Genomic DNA, 21,003 nt, shown 5'->3' with positions numbered 1-21,003 from the left:
TCTTATGCCAAAATATCTTTACAACGGTAGAACGCAAGCAGGCGAAGCGGTGCAAGGTTCGCTGGACGCAAGCGCAGTGGATTCAGCTGCTAATATGTTGATTCAAAACGGCGTTTTTCCTATTTCCATAGAACTCCATATTGAAAAACCTGATGCCTGGAAAGATATAAAAAGAAAAATGGGTTGGGACTTACCCAGCGATGACGACATTATTTTGTTTTCACGTCAATGTCATGCGATTCAAAAAGCCGGTATTCCTATTATTCGAGGTTTTCGTTTGTTAGCTGAGTCGGCGCGCAATCCGCGTTTTGCTGAAACCATTTCACAAGTAGCCGATGATCTTGAAACAGGTCGTGAGTTATCAACGTCAATGGCGCGTCATCCTAAAACCTTTGGACCTTTATATATCAACATGATTCGCGTCGGTGAAACTACCGGTCGTTTAGAAGATGTGTTTTTGCAAATGCACGATTATTTAGAAAGCGATAGAGAAACACTGCGGCAAATAAAACAAGCGTTACGTTATCCAATGTTTGTAATGATGACCATGGCGGTTGCATTTGTGATTGTCATGACGTTTGTAATTCCAAAGTTCGCCGGTTTTTATGGTGCAAATGGTTTGGAATTACCTTTGCCAACCAAAATAATTATGGGCATTTCAGGTTTCATGGTGAATTATTGGTGGTTAATGTTGTTGACCATTATTTCTGCTGTAGTGAGTTTTAAGCGCCATATTGAAACGGATGAAGGTTTATTGTGGTGGGATAAAACTAAATTACAGTTTCCAAAAATTGGCGATATCGTTTTGCGTGCAACCTTAGCGCGTTTTGCCCGCACCTTGGCTTTAGCGCTGAATGCCGGCGTGCCGATTTTACAAGCGATTACCGTTACTGCGTATGCGGTGGGTAATGAATATATCAGCCGTAAAATTATCGCCATGCGCGACGCTATCGAGCGCGGTGAACCTATCACCCGCACCGCGCGTAAAAGTGGCGTATTTACCGGCCTCGCTTTACAAATGTTAGCAGTAGGCGAAGAAACCGGACGTTTGGACGATATGCTTAAAGAAGTCTCTGGATTTTATGAGCGTGAAGTTGAATATGACGTTAAGCATATTAATTCTCTCATTGAACCCATTCTAGTTATTTGTATGGCCGCCTTAGTTTTATTGTTGATGTTGGGTATTTTATTGCCGATGTGGAATGTCGTCGACATGGTGAAAAAATAGATTCTTATATGAACATGGATAAAAGATCCGAAAAATATCTGCAATACGCCTTGGGGTTTTTATTGGCGGGCATGGTCACGTGGGCAATGTTGTCGCGCTTGCAAAGCTTAGAAAAAGAAATTGAACTTAGCGGTATTGACCAAACCTTATCTTTATTAAGACAAGGTTTGCAGATTTATCATTTCAGAAAAATGTTGGAACATGCAGAAGTACTACCTCAGAACAGCAATCCATTTAATGCTTTACAAGTAGCGCCCATTCATTATGCGGGTGAATATGCCTCCAGCAGTGACGCTATTCCAGGCGGGCAATGGTATTTTGATTTGAGTAAGCAATATGTGGTTTATCGTTTTAAACAAACGGATTTTTTTCATAATGAAAAAATCCGTGAATGGCATTACAAAATAAGCCCCCAACCGCCCGCGCAAAAAACCCAAAATGAATATGTGCCAATGCTGGTGCCTGTAGTGGCGCCGGTAGAGTCTACTGGCAACATGCCGGAGCAAGTTCGCCAATTGAATTAATTTTAGAAAAAAGGATGGAGTAATGTTATGGAAAACTATTTTATATACGCAGTGTTATACGCATGGTGGCTAACGGGTTTAGTCGCTGTAATGTTAATTGGTCTATGGGCGATGATCGCGCCGACTCATTTTTTAACGTTTAATAAAAAAACTAGTCGTTGGATTGGTTTTTGGAGTAATGAACAAGTAAAAAATTTAGCGGATAAATCCTTTGCCAGCGAAAAATTTATTTATCGGCATCATATTATTTCTGGATCTGTATTGTTTGCAATGTCGGGGTTTATTGTGTGGCTGATTCGCGGCATTACTATTCAGCGTTTTTCTAAATCTAGCTGGGAGCCGGCGCTCAGTATGTCATTAGATGATTTTAGAATAGCAATGTTGCTAGATGTGTTAATAGGTTATGGCTTAATTATTGCTGTATTCGGTATGGTATTTAGTTTAGTCGTCATGGTTAGACCCAGTGTATTAAAGCGTTTAGAGGTGTTGGGTAATTATTGGATTGATACGGTAACGTTTGAAAGTAAATTAAATAAAGTGTATGACGCGCCGGATCGTTGGGTGGAAAAACATCCTGTGGTATTTGGTGGGGCTGTTTATTCAATTGCTTTAGCTATTTTGATATTTATAGAAAAAATGTGATGAATTGCACTTAAGATTTCATAAGTTAAGCCGTTAAATTTCAAAGAGTAATGCAAAGCGTAAGAAAGGAGCGTGCTGCGGCACGAAATGTGGGTTGCGGCCCGTTCATAAAAAAAGCTGAGTCAGCTAGGAGTTTTAAAATGCGTAATCAAAGTGGTTTTACTTTAATTGAGTTAGTAGTTGTTATGGTGTTATTAGGTATTTTAGGTGCAGTTGCCACTGCTAAATATCAAGACTTAAGCGGTGCAGCACAAGCTGCTGCGATCGATGGTGTGGCGTCTGAAATGGCTGCTGCAAGTGCTATTAATTATGCTGCAGATGTGACGACTACACCTGCCGTTTCTATTAATGCCGTTGCGACTGCGTGTTCTAGTTTAGGTGGCTTATTTCAAACAGGCGCACCACCTGCAGGTTACGCGCTGTCAGATACAGCGGTATGTGGTCCTACTGCCATAGGGACGACACAACCATGCACTTTAACGCACACAGCTAGTACGTTAACGCGCACGGTTAATGTGATCTGTACCAGGGGTTAATGATCCATTACCGATAGTGATAAAGGGGGCTTTATGCCCCTTTTATTATTTTGCTGCTTCAGCTATTCGCAAGCGTGGCATAGGCTTTGCTGTTTATTGAAGCATCTATAGGTAATTCATTGGACAATGATATGAGCGTTATACCTAAACGCATGACGGGGTTTACGATGGTGGAAATGATCGCCATCATGGTGCTGTTAGGTATATTGTCTGTGGTCGCTTACGGTCGCTTAAATTTAAATCCTATTCGTGAAGGTGCATTTCGTGAAGAAATGCGCGCGTCAATTCGTTTCGCTCAAAAATTTGCCTTAGTGTCTGCGTGTGATGTGAATGTCGCTACGGGTAATTTCGGTTACCGCTTAATGTTGCGCGCTGATGTGGGTGTTAGCAGTGACTGCTTAAGTGCGACAGGTGCTTTTACACAAGCATTAAATCGTCCGGGTGGCGGCGTTTATGCAGAAGCACCGCCCACTGGAGTTGCGGTATCTGCGAGTAATTTTTCTTTTGATCGACAAGGTGTGCCTAGCAGTGGCGTTACGATTACGCTTGGCAGTGGCACTATTCAAGTAGAACCTGAAACAGGTTGGGTGCAATGATGCGCCATCGTTATAAAATAATTAATGATCGTGCGCTGCAAGGGTTTACTTTAATTGAAATGATTGTAGTCATTGTGGTGATTACAGCCGTAGCCGGTACGATGTTGGGCGTTTTTCAAAAAGCGGTTATTGCCAGTGCGGATCCAGTCTTGCGTGTACAAGGAGTGGCGATTGCACAAGGTTATTTAGAAGAAGCTTTATTAAAAGATTTTCAAGATCCTGACGGCGGTGAGACCGCGAGTTGCGAAGAAGCCTCACGAGACTTGTATGATGATGTGCAGGATTATAATTGTATAAATGATACGAGCGGCGCGCGCGATCAATTGGGTAATGCCTTAGCAGGGTTAAGTAATTTTAATGTGCGCGTAACGGTGAGCTCCGCGTCATTAGGCAGTGGCGCGAATGCAGCTGCACTGCAACAAGTCAATGTACTCGTGACCCATGATGTCTATCCCATCACTTTGCGCATTAGTGGTTATCGAGGTAATTATTAAGATGACTAGCCTGCGTTCGCAAAATGGATTTACATTAGTTGAGCTGATCACGGTAATGGTCTTGCTTACCATACTCAGTGTGATCACGACCCAATTCATAGTGATGCCGATGCGCAGTTTTGCCGATATTGCCGCTCGCGGTGAATTAGTTGATCAAGCGGATATTGCTTTACAACGTATGTCACGCGAACTGCGTACAGCATTACCTAATAGTATTCGGATTAGCAGCAGTGGCACCCGCACCAGCTTGGAATATTTAAATACGACTACGGGTGGACGCTTTCGTGCGCGTATGGAAGTTAACGGCACGGGCAATCCTTTAACCAATGGTGCTACCGATAGCTTTGATGTATTAGGTGGCATTAATGGCGTCATCACTCCTGGGCCTGCGGGTTTAGCAAATTGTTTAAATGGTAATTCAGATTGTTTAGTGATTTATAACACCGGCACGGGTGTAGGTGCTTTTAATGCGTATAGCGGCGCTAACGCAGCAGCGATCACTGCGGTAAGCGGCAATCAAATTACATTTAATAATGGGGCGGGTTGGTCATTTCCTTTTCCGATTCCACCTACTGCACAACAACGTTTTTTTGTCGTCGATCAACCGGTGAGTTACGTGTGTGATTTGGGTACGGGCGAGTTATTGCGCTATGCCGGATATAGCATTAATGCTACGCAACCGCTCGCAACGTTCAGCGTGACGGGCAGACGCTTAGCGGTGAATGTTGTGGGTTGTCAGTTTTCTTATGTCAATGGCGCCGGTGCACGTCATGGGTTGGTCAGCATTCATTTGCAATTACAAAATAATGCGGCCGACGTATCTTTATTGCATCAAGTGCATGTGGCGAACGTTCCATGAAAACATTATTAAAATCACAACAAGGCATCAGCATCATCATGGTGATTTTTATCTTGGTGGCTTTGTCGGTGTTGGGCTTAAGTGTGGCGCGCATGAGCGTTTCACAAAGCATGTCTAGTGCGTATGCCGTACAACGCACGCAAGCTTATTTTGCCGCACGTGCGGGCGCAGATTATGCGATGTCGCGAATTGTGGCGAATGCAGGCTGCGCTGGTATTACTACCAGCATGGTGATTGAAAATTACACGGTAACAATAGCATGTAGCGCTGATGGTACCTTTGATGAAGGTATATTAGCGGATGCTTATACCGTATTTAATATTACCGCCACTGCTAGTTCAGGTGCGTTTGCAGTTCCCAATGCGGTTAATCGTCAAGTGCGTGTTTCTATCAAAAACCCTTAATTATTTTTTATTAGATGTCATTAAAACTTTTTAGGACAGTGCCATGAAAAAATTACTGATGTTATTGATTATAAACCAAGCTTTTTTTAACTTGGGTTTTGCCGCACAGCCCGTCATTATTATTGATGTGCGCACTGCTACTGAATATGCGGCTGGCCATATTGATAATGCAGTGAATATTCCGTTTGATGAAATTGATAAACGTATTCAAGAAGTAACAAAAGATAAAAATGCCACCATCGTCTTGTATTGCCGCAGTGGTCGCCGTTCTGGAATTGCTCAAGATACTTTAGCAGACATGGGTTATAAACGCGTTGAAAATGGCGGCAGTTTGGAAAATATGAAAACGCGAACTTATTCTACTGTTAAGTAATAGCGCCAGTGTTTATATAACCGCAGTAACCATTAGTTTTATTTATTCCTAGTTATCTATTAATAGAGCTCTCGTGTATAAATTTGTCGATTAGTGCCGCCGTAAATACCAAAGGTGGCTTTGTTGCTAGGGTTGTCAGTGTAGCTGCCATTATTATCCCAATCGAATTGTAAATAAGTTGGTACTGTCCATAACACATCTACCGAACCGGATTGTCCTGCTGAATTTAATAATAACGGTGTGCTGTATTGACCCGTTGAGAATGTACCCGAACCTGATTTGATAGGATCACTGCTCAAACCTTGGCGATTACTAAACGTTAATTGGCTGTTGTTATAACTAGTGCAACTATCACTGATGTTACGAATAAACTGCGTACCGTTAAAATATTCTGCATAGATGGGTAAGGCTTGCGCTAATAACTCGGTACCAAACACTGCGTTTAAGCGTGCACGACCATAACGTACTGCGAGCGTATCGAGTAAGCCGCGATCATTGCTACTGTTATTGTCGGTGTCTAAATTAAGTCCCGTTGTTGCCAGTTGAATGTTATCGCTATCAAGTGGCGCAACACCAATAGCTAAATTATTAAATGGGCCATCAACCGGCGTGCTGCGGCGCAAGGTGATATTAGCAAATGCATTTACATCACCATTATTCCATGCGCCCGTAATAGTGTTGGCGACGATACGTGAATTTAATGGCGTGGGCGTTGCGCTATCGATTGCGCCGAAATTCCAATTGCTGGTGAGGACAGGATTTAATTTCGCAAAGGCACCCGTGTAATTTTGAGTGGTGGCGTTGCTAACATTTTGCGCCGTCAGAATATAATTAAGTTGAAAGTCTTCTTCCATGTACGTAAAGGTTGCAGCACTTACGCACGCACTGCTAATGCGATGGGTGTGTGTGGTGCCCGAACGTATTGCAAAATGATCAGGCGTAAATCGGCCGACGTAACCACTCTTGCCGTACAAACGTTGACCACTGCCTAAATAATCATTGTCGGTTAATGCGGCATCTAATTCGATAATACCCACTTCGTTGTAAGCTAAATTGTTAGCGCTGCTTTGACCGTTATTAAAAATAGTCAGGTTAGTAGTGCCGGCTAATATAGGATTGGTACCGGGTGACGGTAAAATTAAATTTGCAGATAAATTCAGCGTTTCACTTTCACGCCCAAAGTTTAGTGCAGCCGTGTTGTTACTAAGATTGGCATTGTTTGCGGCATTGTTATCATTGTGGCCGTCAGGAATACCATCATTGTTCGTGTCATCAGCGGCTTGCCATAAAACACCGGTGGCGGTGGCGGTGAAATTTACACCCGCGCGAGTGTAAACACTGCCGGTCGCAGAGGTGGCAGCAGGATTTCCGACCGCGTTTACATAAACACCAAAAGGTCTGACGACAAATGCATTGCTACTGCCTTGCATATAATTACCAGATGGCGTTGTGCCATCACCTAATGGCATGTTGTAACGCGCATGTAAACGAATTTGACCCGCATCATCGTAACGTAAAACGACAGCAGAGCTGTTAACCGACGCATTACCAAAATCCATAGTGACGTTGCTATAAGTGGAAATGCTCGCATTGGGATTGCCGGTAACCGTCGTGCCATTAATCGACAGAGCATTGCTTGCACAGGTTGTTGGATTTTGACATTCAAATGCCATTTGAATAGTGTTGTTACCAATTAATGCTGCTTCGCAAGCGCCAGTGGTATCACTGGTGCGAATGGCTTGAAGATCTAAGGTTTGATTTCCCGGTGCTACATTCGATGCTTTACCGGCGATTTGTGTACCGATATTACCAACAGCACCATTCACGCGAAAAATAAAACCGGTTGCAGAAAAAACCAGATTCGCATCTTCGCTTGCAGTAGCCGTGCCTGTGGTTTCGGAAATGCTGCCGTCAGTAATATTAATGTTGACGGTTTCAGCAGTGGTATTTTTTAAAGACAATTGTACTTGACCGGCATCAGCGCCCACTAAGTTATAAGTAGCCGCGCCATCATTTAAAGCGCCATTGTTGACGGTACCGTTACCGCTTAATAAAGCCCAATCACCGCGTCCTGTTGATGTTGCGAGTGATAAAGTGCCGGTATAACTCGTATCAATGGAATGATCGCCTTGATGTACGCGCACGGTTATCGGCGCGGGCATACACGTAATGCCCGTGCCTGCATGTGAAATTGCAATGTGATCTGATGTGATGGTGCAGGGATGCGTTAAGCTCATTAAATATTGTATTTCAGTGGCGCTGTAGGCTTTTGACGCAATATAAACTTCATCAATTTGTCCATTAAAAAAACGTCCCGGTGCGGTTTGATCACTGCCGATTTGTAATGGATCCGTATTGTTCGCTAATGTTTCAGCGTAGGCGGCGGTGCCTCTTGCAACACCATTAATATAAATAGTTTGTTGGCCGCTGCTGGCGTAACTAATCGCGACATGATACCAACCGCCCGCCGGATTAATCGTAACTCCGCTGGAGGTAATGTTACGCGCGGCAGTCGCGCTATTTTGCCACCACCAAAAAACATTACCGGCAGGATCAAGATGAATTTCATAATTTTCATCTTTTGATAAAACGGTCATGTAATCACTAGCCGGTAATGAATTAGGATTGATCCATGTTGCAACGGTAAATGCGGTGCTCATATTTAACGGCGTTGCGTTATTCACACTCAGATATTGTGAGCTCACATTATTAAAATTTGCATAACGACAAGTGCCAGGATTTCCACTTAATGCAGGAGTGGTAATGGCGGTAGTGGGATTGGCGTAAGAACGACCATGCAAAGCATTGCCGCTAGCGTCGCGAACTTCATTGGCGGTGCCATTCCAACTCGCGCTTTCCATCGCATAATAAGCTTCGAGACGTAAATCAGAAGTAATTGCGCAATGACTTAGTTGTGATGCAGGAATAATCGCAAAACTACCACTGGGCGGTTGCCAAGAAAGTTGTGCAACCGCACCACCGCCGCGTTCATAAAATTCCATTGTAACTGGATAATATTGCCCTGCTGTTAAAGCAATAGCCGCACTGTCGTTATTCGTCGGACCATGATCAGTCCAGTTATTAATAACCAAATTACTGTTTATATATAAACGTATACCGTCGTCAGAACGTGTGCGGAAAATATAATTACCTGTTGTAGTTGCACGCACATAACCAGTCCAACGCACTGAAAAATCATCGGCGGCTACTCCTGTTATCGGAATTCCATTACCCCAGTCAAAACCCACCGTAGCATCGGTGCGTGATACAACAGTGCCGGTAAAGTAAGCGCGTGGTACGCCATTTTGAGTGTAGTAATCGCCTAATAACCCCGCGGTTTGTATACCGCCGTGATAAGTGAAATAAGCTGTGGAGTTTGCCGCAATCGTGTTACCGGCTAAATCTTGTATGCCGTTTACCGTGAGTGTGTAGCTGGTGTAGTCGCTCATCGCCGAGGTATTTAAAATAACCGTGCGTTGATCGCTTTGTAACGCCGCGCTAGTAATAGTTAAACCATTGTTGATTGTATAATTAGCGATGTTTTGTGCGGTACTGCTAGACACGCTTTCATTAAAGGTAACATAGACGCGATTATTAGTTGAGCACAGCAAGGTTGCACTGTTCATGACGGGCGCAACGGTATCGTTGTAACAACGAAATAAATTGCTATTCGGAATAATTTGTTCGGCTACACTCGGTGGCGTCCATGCTAAATCTATTTCGGCTTGACCAGTATTTTCAACAAATTCTAAGGTAACAGCATATTTTTGTCCGGCTGTTAAAGCGATGCCGGTGCTGGTATCTTTGGTGCGTGAATGATCGGTCCAATTATTAATCACCAAGCTGCCATTCACATACAAGCGCACACCATCATCGCTGTAAGTGTGAAATAAATAAGTGCCGGTAGTGGGTGCTTCTACAAAGCCGGTCCAACGTACACTAAAAGTATCTGCACCGAGAAGGGGATCTGGTGCTGCATTAACCCAATTAAAATTGACCGTATTATCGGTGCGCGTTAAGACGAGATTCGTAAAATCAGCGTTGTCGTAATACTGACCCACTAGGCCATTAAAATTTAAAATAAAATTAGTTGTGGAATTAGGTTCAATTGCATTACTTAAAGTATCTCGTACATTATTGACAGTAACGATGTAATTAACGCCAGTGGTCATTGCTGAAGTTGTGAGTGTCACGGTGCGATTGTCTGCCCCTAAAACGGCACCCAATATCGTAATACCGTTATTGATTTGATAATTAGCTGCTGTTTGTGCGCTAGCAGCATTTAAATTTTTAGAAAAAACTATCCTAATAAAACTCGTGCTGCCACAGACTTCTTGGGTATTAACAATTAAAGGTCCCAAGGTATAGTTGACTACCAATTGCGGCGCTGTGGCGCTGCTGCCGTTATATGAAACGGCGATGCGAGAACACGTGGAGTTGATGCAGCCACTGCCAGGTTCCACAAAAATACCCATAGCATTACCACTACTCCAACCTACACGGTTTACAATCTCTTGTACGATAGAAGTAATATTCGTTGTTTGATATTGATTACCTGCTGTCCACGCAGGTACATTTAACCAATCAACCGATGCAGTGGTACGAAGTCTTCCAGAAATATCGCCGGCAGTATTATTAAAACGGGCGGCATTATTAGTTGCTTCGCCTTTTAAGACAAAATTATTGATATTGCTATTGTTTTGGTCTGCACGGAAATCAATATAAGCATTAATAATAGTGGCACCTTGCGGGATCGCAACGGTTGGAAAACGCATACCCACTTGTTGTGCAGCAACGCCTACGTATCCCATTCTTAGATTATTGCTATTACGATCTATACTGCCGCTAGGCGGATTACTTTCTTCCGCATCATCATGCTGGTGACCGACTCGCGAAGTAATTTGTACAGCTTGCACTGATAGACTAAAAACACCGAGTAATAGGCACGCAACGCAGTTACGTAAATTTTTTTTATCAAGGCGCACGTGGTTGAGTCCGTTAAGTTAAGAATATCCTTAACGTAAGTATCGGCAAGTTTCAGGCCAAGCTGAATATTCCCGACTAATGAGAGTCTATGACCGACTTGCTGATGCGGTAGATTTGTTAATGCCGCCGCCATTGATGATAGCGGCGTAAGCCACGCAAAATAAGTGCCGGTTTGTGCGCTTTTTTCCAGTTACCGGCCGCATATTTATTGGCTTCCGCTAATGTCGGGTATATATGGATAGTGCCGAGTAATTTGTTTAAGCCTATTCCATGTTTCATGGCTAATACGCATTCAGCTAATAAATCCCCCGCGTGTTCGCCCACGATAGTGATGCCTAAAATGCGATCTTTACCTGGTGGCGTCAATATTTTGACAAAGCCTTGCGTCGCGCTATCCGCGATTGCACGATCTAAATCATTTAATTCATAACGTGTGATTTCATACGGAATCTGTTGTTCGAGCGCCATGGATTCGTTAAGTCCGACATGCGCAATTTCAGGATCCGTAAAAGTACACCACGGGATCACTGAATAATCGACGCGAAATTTTTTAAACGTGCCGAATAAAGCATTGACTGCGCAATACCACGCTTGATGTGATGCCGTATGAGTAAATTGGTAAGGGCTAGTCACGTCACCGCAGGCGTAAATATTCGGCACATCTGTTTGCAAATAATCATTCGTTAAAATGGTGCCATTGTCGCGACATCGAATGCCGAGTTTTTCTAAATCTAAATTGGGTGTATTTGCTTTACGACCCACCGCGATCAACAGTGCATCACACGCTAAGGTGATTATTTCTCCTTTAGCATTCACGCAATGTAAATGTTTATTATCGTGCGCATCTGCACTCACATGATCGGCAGTAAAACCTTTTTCAATAAGAATGCCTTCCTGCATGAAGGCCGCTTCTAATGTTTGACTGACCTCTAAATCTTCTTTTGGTAATAAACGCGCACCTTGAGTGACAATAGTAACCTTGCTACCTAAGCGCGCAAAACATTGCGCTAATTCGCAACCGATCGGGCCGCCGCCCATAACAATTAAATTTTTTGGTTGTTCTTTAATATTCCAAATCGTATCAGACGTGTAATGCGCGACTTTATCTAAGTCTTTAATATCCAGCGGCATCGGTGATGCGCCCGTGGCGATAATGATATTACGCGTGGTCAGCGTTTTATTATCAACACGTACTTCCCATGGCGAAATGATGTGTGCTTCGCCTTGAATGCAATCTACGCCTAATGCGGTGTAACGTTCTACCGAATCATGTGGTTCAATTTTTTTGATGATGTCGTGTACGCGCGCGAGGGTTTTAGCAAACGGCGTGTCAACAGTAATGTCTTCTAAACCATAACGACTGGCGTGTTGCATTTGATGACGTAATTTAGCAGTGCGTAATAAAGCTTTAGAAGGCACGCAGCCCGTATTTAAACAGTCACCACCCATTTTATGTTTTTCAATGAGCGCTACTTTGGCGTTAACCGTTGCGGCGATGTAAGCGCTGACTAAGCCAGCAGAGCCTGCGCCAATCACTACGATGTTGTAATCGAATTTTTTTGGTTTTTTAAAGTGACGATAAGCCCGCATGTTTTGCCAGCGGCTAATGCAAAATTTTGCTAACCACGGGAACAGACATAACAGTCCCAATGAAATCCATACGTCGCTGGATACAATGGATTTATGCGTCGTTAAACTCGCTAATTGAGTGCCAGCGTTCACATAAATAATAGTCGCAGCGAGCATACCTAATTGACTCACCCACATAAAAGTCCAGGTTTTAATGCGGGTTATACCCATAACGGGATTGATAATAAAAAATGGAAATAAAGGAATTAAACGCAAGCTAAATAAATACAAAGCACCATCGCGATCTAAGCCTTCATTGATGTTTTTTAAATAACGACCGAAACGCGCTTCTATATTTTCCCGAAATAAAAATCGCGCGCCTAAAAACGCCAAAGTCGCACCAAGAGTAGAGCCAAAAGAAACTATGATGGTGCCGATAGTTACACCAAAAACTGCGCCTGCTAACAAACTTAAAAATCCCGCACCGGGTAATGATAAAGCGGCGGCGGTGAGATAAAAAAAGAAAAATCCACTGATCGCTAAAAAAGGATGGGCGAGATAATAATCTTGAATAACGCTTTGCTGTTGTCGCATGACGGCGATATTGAAGTATTGCCCCAGATCAAAAACATAAAATATTATAATGAGTGAAATAACGATACTTGCAAGTACCCAGCGTTTGGCTTGCATAAAAAATCCTTTTGGAACTTACGAGGTTTTAGTTAGTCGCTGTTTATTTAGTCATTGGTCCAGCGAAATAAACAAGTACCTATAATAATAAATATTAAACTCATGCTGGCTAGCACGGTTAAGTTCAGCCATATTTGAGCAAAGCCAGCACCTTCTAACATGATGGCGCGCGCGGCGTTAACCATATGCGTAAGAGGAAAAACTTGTGATAACCATTGGATAGGCTTAGCAGTGCCTTCTAAAGAAAACCAGACGCCGGAAAACATCATCATCGGCCACAGCGCTAAATTAATTAAACCATTGGCGAGTTCTTCGCTAGCACCTCGCGCAGAAAAACATAAGGCTAATGAAGTCAGTGAAATAGCGCCGAGCGCTGCTACCAGTAATAATAAGAAATGATTGCCGTGCATCGGAAAATCAACAAATATACTAATGCCCGCATAAACAATTACCACGGTAATAAGCGTTAAACCAACGCGCGAAAGAATCTGCGCAATTAAAAATTCAGTCGCTGTTACGGGCGTGGCAGATAAACGTTTTAAGTAACCGGTTTTACGATAACGCACGATGACATAACCAATGCCGAACAAGCACGAAAACATCATGTTCATGGCTAAAACGCCCGGCACTAACCAATCCACATAACCAATCGCTTTGCCTTCGACGTTAATACGTTGGGCTTGATCATTTACTGAGCGTAAAAATAATTGTTCAGCAAAATAACCATTTTTAGAGGTGGGATTTATCCAGTAACGTGCAGGTTGTTGATTAACGTCAATCAGCAAATCGATTTGATGACGTGCAACTTTGGTAATGGATTCGGCTTCGTTAATTTCCGGTACAAAGTCAATAAAACGAGTTTTTTGAAAATTGAAATTATTGCTGCTGACGTCGTGTGGTAAAATCCCGACTTTATACACCGGTTTGTCTTGGTTAGAAAAAGTCAGCGCCAAACCAAAAATCAATAAAAAAGGAAACGCTAAGTTCCAACTAAGACTAGCGCGATCGCGTAAAAATTCTAAATTGCGCGCGCGTAAAATGGCAAGGGTACGTTGAATCATGCTCTGAGTTCCTTGCCGGTCAATTGTAAAAATAAATCTTCTAAGGTGCGCGGTCGCACCATAATTTGATTGAGCGGCACTGCGTGTTGGATCAAGGTTTTAATTGCGTCATCAACGTTATGAACTAACAACTCAACGGCTTCGCCTTTTTCTAATAACGGAAATGGCCAAACCGTGTTTGCATTATTGGTGAAAGCGGTTTTGGGTAATTCGATTACTGTATCACCAAAGTGATGTGACAATAAATCGTTAGGTTTGCCTTCGGCGATAATATTGCCGTGATCCATAATAGCGATGTGTTCACATAACTGGAAAGCTTCTTCCATGTAGTGTGTGGTGAGAATAATGGTTTTTTTTCTTATTTTAATACGGTTCATTAAATCCCAAAAATTACGCCGCGCTTGTGGATCCATGCCCGTCGTAGGTTCATCCATAAAAATAATGTCGGGATCATTAATTAATGCGATGGCGAGCAATAAACGTTGACGTTGTCCGCCGGATAATTTGCGCGCATCGCGATCGAGCAAACTTTGCAAAGAACAATCTTCAATGATTTCAGTGAGCGGCAAAGTGCGCGTATATAAACGATGAAAAAAGTTTAAATGATCACGCACGGTCAGATGATCTTGCAGCGCGGTATTTTGAAATTGAATGCCAGATTCTTCGCGAAAACGGGCGCCGGCGATTTCGCCTTTATATAAGATGCTGCCCGACGTAGGTTTTAAAATGCCTTCTAACATTTCAATGGTCGTGGTTTTGCCCGCGCCGTTAGGGCCTAGCAGTCCAAAACAAATGCCGGGCGGGACGCTAAAACTGATGTCATTGACTGCAACGGTTTCGGGAAATTCTTTGCGTAAATGTTGTACGGCAATAATCGGGTTCATAAATTATCTTTTGCTGATGAAGCGACGCAAATTAAACACTGCGTTGCGGAATAAGTTCGAGTATCTCATTAATTTCACTGCGCAGGCGTGAATGATCACTGATGTCGACATGAATAATATTAAGACTAGCATCGGTCAGAATGCTGGTAGGGATAATGGTTTCCGTACCAAAACCTAAAAATGCCATGCCTAAAGGTAAAGCGTGCGGCAGATTAATGCCCAGGGTTTGTGCGAGTTTATTTTCATGGTCGATTAAAAAAGTAGTGGGGAATTGAAACTGTTTAGCGATGCCTTGGGTGAAAATCGCCGCTTGAGAGCTGATGAAAACTAATTCAATGCCTTGTTCAATGAAGTCTTCTTGTCGCACGGCGAGTTGCTGTAATAGTTTTGTACAAAAAGGGCAGCTGTTGCCGCGATAAAAAATCCATAAAGTATAGTGGCCATAACCGAGCGATGCACTGTTGTAATCAATACCGCGCACATCTTGTAAACTAAAACTCGGTAAGACGTTGCCGACATTGAGCAAGGGCGTTTTTATTGCGGGCAGTGTTACATACCAAAACTCGTAGAGTAGCCAACCTGCAAAAATCATTATTATATAGAGTAGGCTTAAAGTACCGCTGTGATTAAGCGTGGTCATGTTGCCGAAAATGGCGCAGGCGCCCGCGATTAATAACGCCGTAATCACAGGGTTGGAATAACGTTGATTACGTGCGATCGGTGCGAGTTGAATACAAAGAAAAAATAACAATACGGACAATGAACCCAGTAACGCGCCTAGCCAAGCAATATTAAATCCGTCGCGCCATAAATGATGTGCTGCATCTGCACTGATAACACCGTTAGCAAACACGTACAGCGTGATGAAAATAGATTTAAGTGAATGCACCAGAGGATTCCAAAACGACAGTGGGACTGCATGGTAACGAGCCAACTTGCTGAATTCAATCCGCGCTCTGTTCAGGTTCGTCGCGGTGCTTTATTTCGTGGCTTTTCTTTGTTATTACAATGGCGCAGACCCAAATGATTGGCTAAAATCTTGAGGTTAGTTAAATCAAGTGCGTATGGATTTGGGAGGCGCGCTCGGTTTAATGAGATCTAGGGCATAAATAACGTAGCGAGGATGGGCTATGAACAGCAATTATTTGGGCATTGTGAAGTGGTTTAATAACGCTAAAGGTTTTGGTTTTATTGAACCCCAAGAAGGTGGCGAAGATATTTTCGTGCACTTTTCCGCGATTCAATCAGAAGGTTATCGCACCTTAGCGCGCGGTCAAGCAGTCACTTATGATGTAGAGCGAGGCCCTAAAGGTTTGCAAGCATCGAAAGTAGCGATTGATGGCCAAATCGATCAAATCGAGCAAGCGGCTCAGAGCGATAGCGCTGCTAATTAAAGCGGTTAATTACCCGAATTTTTAAAAGTACAGAAAACAGGATAAAGCTGTTTCCTGCGCATTGCTGCGGTTATTGATTTCTTCTGTGCGGACATTATTTTCCGTCAATATATTTCGAAATAGCGTGCGATGTTTTAGCGGCTGCGACAGCGCGCTGCAAAATATGGGACAATTCGGCTCGTTTTATGTTGAGCCGTTGATTGACCAGGAGTAATGCTCGCATGTTAGATGCCTATATATATGATGGTGTACGCACCCCTTTCGGACGCCACGCCGGCGGTTTAGCCGCAGTTCGTTCAGATGATTTATTAACGCACGTCATTAAAACCTTAGCTGCCCGCAATGTTTTTAATCATCAATTGATCGAAGACGTAGTCGTGGGCGTAACGAATCAGGCGGGCGAAGATTGCCGCAATGTGGCGCGGATGGCCGGTTTGATGGCGGGTTTGCCTATTGAAACCGGTGGCGTAACCTTGAATCGTTTATGTGGCAGCAGTATGGCTGCATTATTAGATGCCGCGCGCGCAGTAACCGTTGGCGATGGCGCGTTCTATATAGTAGGCGGCGTAGAATCCATGAGTCGCGCGCCTTTTGTAATGGCAAAAGCGGAGGGCGCTTATAGTCGAAATATGGAAATTTATGATTCCACTATTGGCGCGCGATTTCCGAATCCAGCATTAATCAGCGCGTTTGGTAATGATGCGATGCCGGAAACCGCCGATAACGTCGCTAAAGATTTAAATATTAGTCGTGAAGACAGCGATATATTCGCTGCCGCGTCGCAAGCTAAATATGCTGCGGCGAAAACTCGCGGCTATTTTAAAGATGAAATTGTCCCCGTCGAAGTTTCGCAAGGCCGTAAAAAACCACCTCTCATTATTAGCGAAGACGAACATCCTCGCCCTGAAAGCACGGTCGATAAATTAGCCGCTTTAAAAGCACTTTATGAAGGCGGTGTAGTCACTGCGGGTAACGCTTCGGGCATTAATGATGGTGCCGTCGCTTTATTAATTGGCAGCAAACAAGCCGGTGAAAAAGCGGGTTTAAAACCTCGCGCCCGAATTTTGGCAGGCGCAATTGCCGGCGTGCCACCTCGTGTGATGGGGCTTGGTCCTGTGCCCGCATCTGCAAAAGCACTCGCGCGCGCAGGTTTGTCACTTGCTCAAATGGACGTATTGGAATTGAACGAAGCATTCGCAACCCAAGTCTTGGGTTGTCTTAAATCCATGCAATTACCTTTTAATGATCAACGAGTTAACCCGAATGGCGGGGCGATTGCTATTGGTCATCCATTGGGTGCATCAGGCGCGCGTATTGCGTTGACAGCCTTGCGTCAATTGGAAGCAAGCAAAGGCCGTTATGCGCTAGCGACGATGTGTATCGGTGTTGGTCAAGGTATTGCCACCGTCATTGAGCGCTTAGATTAATCACGAATTAATAAGGCATATTGGTTGTCGAATAAACAGCGACTGTTGATTCAGCAATAGGCAATAGCTTGAAGTTCATAGATTGTCCCATTACTATGGCTGCCACGTGGTGTTCCCATCTTGAACACCGATAGCACTTGGTACTTTCACAGATCGATTTTTAATACCCAATTAAACGTCCATTAGGGGGATGTCCTATGAAATATCTTCAAAACCCATTAAGCGCAGCACTTGCGTTGGCGATGACCGGCTTGATCGGCATGCCAGTAGCACACGCTGCTCTTGATGAAGTCGTAGTAACTGCAGAAAAGCGTGAAACGAAATTGCAAGATACGCCTATTGCCGTCAGTGCTTTTGATGCGAATGCGTTGAAAGAATTATCAGTGGCACAAGTAAGTGACGTGGTTGCGTTTACGCCAAACCTGTCACAAACCAGCGGTCCTACCGGTGGTAACGATGCGTATTTCTTCATTCGCGGCGTAGGCCAAGTCGACAGCAATCCTGCGACTGATCCTGGCGTAGGCATGTATTCTGATGGCGTGTATTTAGGTCGTATGTCCGGCGCCAACTTAGATTCAGTAGATTTAAAACGCATTGAAGTATTGCGCGGTCCACAAGGTACCTTGTTTGGTCGTAATACTATCGGCGGCGCGATTAACGTCGTAACCCAAGATCCTAACTTTGACGGCGTGTCTGGCAAAGCAAGAGTATCAGCGGGTTCACGCAGTTTAATTGGTGTTGATGCGGCAGTGAACTTGCCAATCAGCGAAACCATTGCTGCGCGTATTGTTGCGAATGTTAAACAACAAGATGGTTTTCAAGACATCGTCGGCAGTGATAAACAATTAAGCGCGATCGACAATCAATCAGCTAAAGTTAAATTATTGTGGGAAGCGTCTGATTCGTTTACTGCATTATTAGCAGTAGATGATTTCCAAGGTCGTGGTACTTCAGCATCTACACTGTTGTTGGGATTCAATCCGTATGGTCGTTCACCGTTGTACAAAACCACACAAAATCCCGTTAATTTAACGGTCCCTGCGGCTGATTTAGCAGCTGCGGTAGCCACTAAAATTAGTCCGGATACCGATAGTCATGTATCTATTGATCCCACAAATAACACTGATTCTTCAGGTGCAGCGTTAACTTTAAATTGGGACTTAGACTCATTTGCAGTGAAGTCAATTACCTCGAAGCGTGAATTGGAACAATATGTGACCAATGACTTTGATGGTAGTGCGAATCCTTACTATGACAATTATTTTGCAACAACCCAAGATCAAGTAAGCCAAGAATTTCAATTCAGCGGCTCTACGGATTCGTTAGTTTGGTTAGCTGGTTTATTCTATTACAATGAAAAAGTTGATTATGACAATGCCATTAATAATGGTTCACGGGTAAATGCTTCTAATGTCAATAACAGTTCTAATCCTACTGATAGACGCAATGGTTACGATATCGTGGCTAGTCATCAAGTCTATGATTTAGATATAACGAGCCAAGCTATTTTTGGTCAAGCCACTTATAGTTTCACTGAGGCGTTGAAAGGTACCTTAGGCTTCCGTTACAACCAGGAAGAAAAAGAACAAACCTATAAAATGTTTATTGATAACCGTGATGGTGTAGTTGCATTTAATCCTTTTCAAACACCGCCTGGTTTACCACCTGCAATTGTATACACTTTAGATGCTAGAAATATCTGTGGTCCTAGTAATCCAAACACCGCTACGTGTATTAATTTTGTTCCAACAGATACGGAAGAGTGGACCACTTTTGATCCGAAGTTAGGTTTGGATTATAAGCTTAGCAATGGAGATTTGGCGTATGTAACCTATGCGCAAGGTTTCCGCAGTGGTGGTTTTAATGGTCGTCCTTTTCCTAATGAGTTTGGCCAATGGACTAAACCAAAATCTTACGAACCTGAGAAAGTAGGTACGTTAGAGTTCGGTTATAAAACTCAGTTAGCTGATAATACTATTCGCTTAAATACGGCGGTTTTCTTTAGTAAGTATGAAGACATGCAGGTATTAGTAACGCAAGGCGGTTTCTTTGAAACAGCTAATGCAGGCGAGTCTTCACTCTATGGTTTTGAAGCTGAATTAACTGTTGAGGCTACTGAAGCTTTAAATATTATGGCGGGTCTTGGCTATACCAAAACCAAGTACGATGAGTTAGATAATAGTTCGTTAGTTAGTACTGCTAATGACATTGTGGCTGATCAAGGTATTTCTTATGATGCTGCCTATGCTTTAGCTGAACAATATGGTTTAGACGAAGACGATACCTTTGCTAATACTCCAGAATGGTCCGTTAATATTGGTGGTCAGTACACGTGGATGTTAGCTACAGGCGCTTCTTATAAGTTCCGTGCTGATTATGTATGGCAAGATGACGTTTATTTTCAAGCAGCGAATGCCCCATTCGATTTGCAAGAAGCTTATGGCTTAGTAAATCTACGTGGTGGCTGGGAATCGGCTGAAGGTACCTTGGAAGTAGCAGTTTATGGCAAGAACGTAACTGGAGAAGAGTACTTGACCAATGCTCAAGATGTTATTGGCCAATTAGGTGTTGCAATCGCGCAAGTGAGCGCACCATCTGAATACGGCGTAGAAGCTACTTTTAGTTTCTAATCTGATATCAGAAGTGAAAAAGATAAAGGGCGACTTCGGTCGCCCTTTGTTTTTATAGCGTTAAAAATTTCTATCTAGTAGTTTTTGGAAATTACTGAGCTAAGTCGTCTCTATTTATTTCGTGCTTCCTATTAAAGTCCCGGCAAATAATCACTGTGTTTAGCCATCGTTGTCTCTATGTCCTTTATCAAAGGCGTTATCGTTTTAATGTCGGCATCGGATGCATTAGCCAGTGCTTGTTGTGCATTTTGTAACGTAGCCTGCATTTGTGTGCGTTGTTCGGCGGTGACCGCAGGATTTTGTTGCATCTGTTGCAAGATGTTTTGCATTTGTGCATCTACTGTTTTTTGTTGTCCTTTTAATTGATAAGCGCCATAAGCGGCTAAGGTTCGTTGGATGATCACACTCCAATCTTGTGGATTGTTATAACCATTTTGTTTTAACAGCGTTATGGCTTGTGCTTGATTTTGTGGATTGTTGATTAAGCTGGTGATGTCGTTAGAGTTAATAGCATTCGCCGCAGCAGGAGAGTTTTTGAAATGACTGGCTAATGTATCCAGCGTCCGTAAAGCTTGTTGGATATTGGCAGCGTTAAACTCAGGTCCTGAGTTTTCAGCATAGGCCTGTTGTGTGAACAGAAACAAAAAAATCATTAATATTTTAGTGATATTAGCTAGCAGAGCATGCATGGGGCTATTCCTTGTAG

18 protein-coding genes are annotated in these 21,003 nt (G+C 43.3%); 12 read left to right on the top strand and 6 right to left on the bottom strand.

What is annotated here, in order from left to right; translation table 11 throughout:
- Positions 1–4 precede the first annotated feature (4 nt).
- The 9 genes from H0W44_01440 (at position 5) to H0W44_01400 (ending at position 5,656) form a co-directional block, all read left to right on the top strand.
- Positions 5–1,228, top strand: a complete 1,224-nt coding sequence (locus tag H0W44_01440; protein ID MBA3581095.1) for a type II secretion system F family protein — start codon at positions 5–7, stop codon at positions 1,226–1,228.
- A gap of 14 nt (positions 1,229–1,242) precedes the next feature.
- Positions 1,243–1,752, top strand: coding sequence for a hypothetical protein (locus H0W44_01435; protein MBA3581094.1), 510 nt, complete (start codon positions 1,243–1,245; stop codon positions 1,750–1,752).
- 27 nt (positions 1,753–1,779) lie between these two features.
- Positions 1,780–2,394 carry a hypothetical protein gene (locus tag H0W44_01430; GenBank protein ID MBA3581093.1) on the top strand — a complete coding sequence of 205 codons (615 nt, stop codon included), beginning with the start codon at positions 1,780–1,782 and terminating at the stop codon, positions 2,392–2,394.
- 140 nt (positions 2,395–2,534) lie between these two features.
- Complete coding sequence (locus H0W44_01425) at positions 2,535–2,930, top strand: type II secretion system protein (GenBank protein MBA3581092.1); 396 nt, start codon at positions 2,535–2,537, stop codon at positions 2,928–2,930.
- Between the two features lie 131 nt (positions 2,931–3,061).
- Positions 3,062–3,526 (top strand): prepilin-type N-terminal cleavage/methylation domain-containing protein, encoded by a 465-nt coding sequence (locus H0W44_01420; protein MBA3581091.1) that lies wholly within the window; start codon positions 3,062–3,064, stop codon positions 3,524–3,526.
- A complete protein-coding gene (locus tag H0W44_01415) occupies positions 3,523–4,020 on the top strand; it encodes a prepilin-type N-terminal cleavage/methylation domain-containing protein (GenBank protein ID MBA3581090.1) in 498 nt (165 codons plus the stop codon). The genes H0W44_01420 and H0W44_01415 overlap by 4 nt, the downstream gene beginning before the upstream one ends.
- 1 nt (position 4,021) lies before the next feature.
- Positions 4,022–4,879 carry a prepilin-type N-terminal cleavage/methylation domain-containing protein gene (locus tag H0W44_01410; GenBank protein MBA3581089.1) on the top strand — a complete coding sequence of 286 codons (858 nt, stop codon included), beginning with the start codon at positions 4,022–4,024 and terminating at the stop codon, positions 4,877–4,879.
- Positions 4,876–5,283, top strand: a complete 408-nt coding sequence (locus tag H0W44_01405; protein MBA3581088.1) for a hypothetical protein — start codon at positions 4,876–4,878, stop codon at positions 5,281–5,283. The genes H0W44_01410 and H0W44_01405 overlap by 4 nt, the downstream gene beginning before the upstream one ends.
- A 43-nt stretch (positions 5,284–5,326) precedes the next feature.
- Complete coding sequence (locus H0W44_01400) at positions 5,327–5,656, top strand: rhodanese-like domain-containing protein (protein MBA3581087.1); 330 nt, start codon at positions 5,327–5,329, stop codon at positions 5,654–5,656.
- A 59-nt stretch (positions 5,657–5,715) separates the two neighbouring features.
- Here H0W44_01400 and H0W44_01395 read toward each other — a convergent pair whose 3' ends face one another.
- The 5 genes from H0W44_01395 to H0W44_01375 form a co-directional block, all read right to left on the bottom strand.
- Complete coding sequence (locus H0W44_01395) at positions 5,716–10,641, bottom strand: Ig-like domain-containing protein (protein ID MBA3581086.1); 4,926 nt, start codon at positions 10,639–10,641, stop codon at positions 5,716–5,718.
- Positions 10,642–10,759: 118 nt separating this feature from the next.
- Positions 10,760–12,901: an FAD-dependent oxidoreductase gene (locus H0W44_01390; protein ID MBA3581085.1), complete on the bottom strand. Its 2,142-nt coding sequence runs from the start codon at positions 12,899–12,901 to the stop codon at positions 10,760–10,762.
- Positions 12,902–12,948: 47 nt separating this feature from the next.
- The gene (locus H0W44_01385) at positions 12,949–13,962 is read right to left on the bottom strand and encodes an ABC transporter permease (protein MBA3581084.1); all 1,014 of its coding nucleotides are present in this window, start codon (positions 13,960–13,962) and stop codon (positions 12,949–12,951) included.
- Positions 13,959–14,846 carry an ABC transporter ATP-binding protein gene (locus tag H0W44_01380; GenBank protein ID MBA3581083.1) on the bottom strand — a complete coding sequence of 296 codons (888 nt, stop codon included), beginning with the start codon at positions 14,844–14,846 and terminating at the stop codon, positions 13,959–13,961. Before H0W44_01380 ends, H0W44_01385 begins: the two co-directional genes overlap by 4 nt.
- Before the next feature lie 31 nt (positions 14,847–14,877).
- Complete coding sequence (locus H0W44_01375) at positions 14,878–15,735, bottom strand: redoxin domain-containing protein (GenBank protein ID MBA3581082.1); 858 nt, start codon at positions 15,733–15,735, stop codon at positions 14,878–14,880.
- Positions 15,736–15,976: 241 nt separating this feature from the next.
- Here H0W44_01375 and H0W44_01370 point away from each other — a divergent pair, with 241 nt between their 5' ends.
- From H0W44_01370 to H0W44_01360, 3 genes are all read left to right on the top strand, one after another.
- On the top strand, positions 15,977–16,240 hold the full coding sequence (locus tag H0W44_01370; protein MBA3581081.1) for a cold shock domain-containing protein: 264 nt from the start codon (positions 15,977–15,979) through the stop codon (positions 16,238–16,240).
- Positions 16,241–16,461: 221 nt separating this feature from the next.
- The gene (locus H0W44_01365; protein ID MBA3581080.1) at positions 16,462–17,667 is read left to right on the top strand and encodes a 3-oxoadipyl-CoA thiolase; all 1,206 of its coding nucleotides are present in this window, start codon (positions 16,462–16,464) and stop codon (positions 17,665–17,667) included.
- 197 nt (positions 17,668–17,864) lie between these two features.
- A complete protein-coding gene (locus H0W44_01360; protein ID MBA3581079.1) occupies positions 17,865–20,297 on the top strand; it encodes a TonB-dependent receptor in 2,433 nt (810 codons plus the stop codon).
- A 131-nt stretch (positions 20,298–20,428) separates the two neighbouring features.
- On the opposite strand, the gene H0W44_01355 is transcribed toward H0W44_01360, so the two are convergent.
- A complete protein-coding gene (locus H0W44_01355) occupies positions 20,429–20,986 on the bottom strand; it encodes a hypothetical protein (protein ID MBA3581078.1) in 558 nt (185 codons plus the stop codon).
- Positions 20,987–21,003: the final 17 nt, after the last annotated feature.

It is taken from the genome of Gammaproteobacteria bacterium (assembly GCA_013817245.1).
In the GTDB taxonomy this organism is placed as follows: Bacteria; Pseudomonadota; Gammaproteobacteria; order HTCC5015; family HTCC5015; genus JACDDA01.
Note: the sequence above shows the minus strand (reverse complement) of the source record. Positions and strands in the feature narration are given on the sequence as shown.

What these genes read in the sequence shown, in the direction of transcription:
- H0W44_01370 (MBA3581081.1), top strand. Translation starts at nt 15,977, where the DNA reads ATGAACAGCAATTATTTGGGCATTGTGAAGTGGTTTAATAACGCTAAA.
- H0W44_01435 (MBA3581094.1), top strand. Translation starts at nt 1,243, where the DNA reads ATGGATAAAAGATCCGAAAAATATCTGCAATACGCCTTGGGGTTTTTA.
- H0W44_01420 (MBA3581091.1), top strand. Translation starts at nt 3,062, where the DNA reads ATGAGCGTTATACCTAAACGCATGACGGGGTTTACGATGGTGGAAATG.
- H0W44_01380 (MBA3581083.1), bottom strand. Translation starts at nt 14,846, where the DNA reads ATGAACCCGATTATTGCCGTACAACATTTACGCAAAGAATTTCCCGAA.
- H0W44_01440 (MBA3581095.1), top strand. Translation starts at nt 5, where the DNA reads ATGCCAAAATATCTTTACAACGGTAGAACGCAAGCAGGCGAAGCGGTG.
- H0W44_01355 (MBA3581078.1), bottom strand. Translation starts at nt 20,986, where the DNA reads ATGCATGCTCTGCTAGCTAATATCACTAAAATATTAATGATTTTTTTG.
- H0W44_01400 (MBA3581087.1), top strand. Translation starts at nt 5,327, where the DNA reads ATGAAAAAATTACTGATGTTATTGATTATAAACCAAGCTTTTTTTAAC.
- H0W44_01425 (MBA3581092.1), top strand. Translation starts at nt 2,535, where the DNA reads ATGCGTAATCAAAGTGGTTTTACTTTAATTGAGTTAGTAGTTGTTATG.
- H0W44_01430 (MBA3581093.1), top strand. Translation starts at nt 1,780, where the DNA reads ATGGAAAACTATTTTATATACGCAGTGTTATACGCATGGTGGCTAACG.
- H0W44_01360 (MBA3581079.1), top strand. Translation starts at nt 17,865, where the DNA reads ATGAAATATCTTCAAAACCCATTAAGCGCAGCACTTGCGTTGGCGATG.
- H0W44_01365 (MBA3581080.1), top strand. Translation starts at nt 16,462, where the DNA reads ATGTTAGATGCCTATATATATGATGGTGTACGCACCCCTTTCGGACGC.
- H0W44_01390 (MBA3581085.1), bottom strand. Translation starts at nt 12,901, where the DNA reads ATGCAAGCCAAACGCTGGGTACTTGCAAGTATCGTTATTTCACTCATT.
- H0W44_01405 (MBA3581088.1), top strand. Translation starts at nt 4,876, where the DNA reads ATGAAAACATTATTAAAATCACAACAAGGCATCAGCATCATCATGGTG.
- H0W44_01385 (MBA3581084.1), bottom strand. Translation starts at nt 13,962, where the DNA reads ATGATTCAACGTACCCTTGCCATTTTACGCGCGCGCAATTTAGAATTT.
- H0W44_01415 (MBA3581090.1), top strand. Translation starts at nt 3,523, where the DNA reads ATGATGCGCCATCGTTATAAAATAATTAATGATCGTGCGCTGCAAGGG.
- H0W44_01410 (MBA3581089.1), top strand. Translation starts at nt 4,022, where the DNA reads ATGACTAGCCTGCGTTCGCAAAATGGATTTACATTAGTTGAGCTGATC.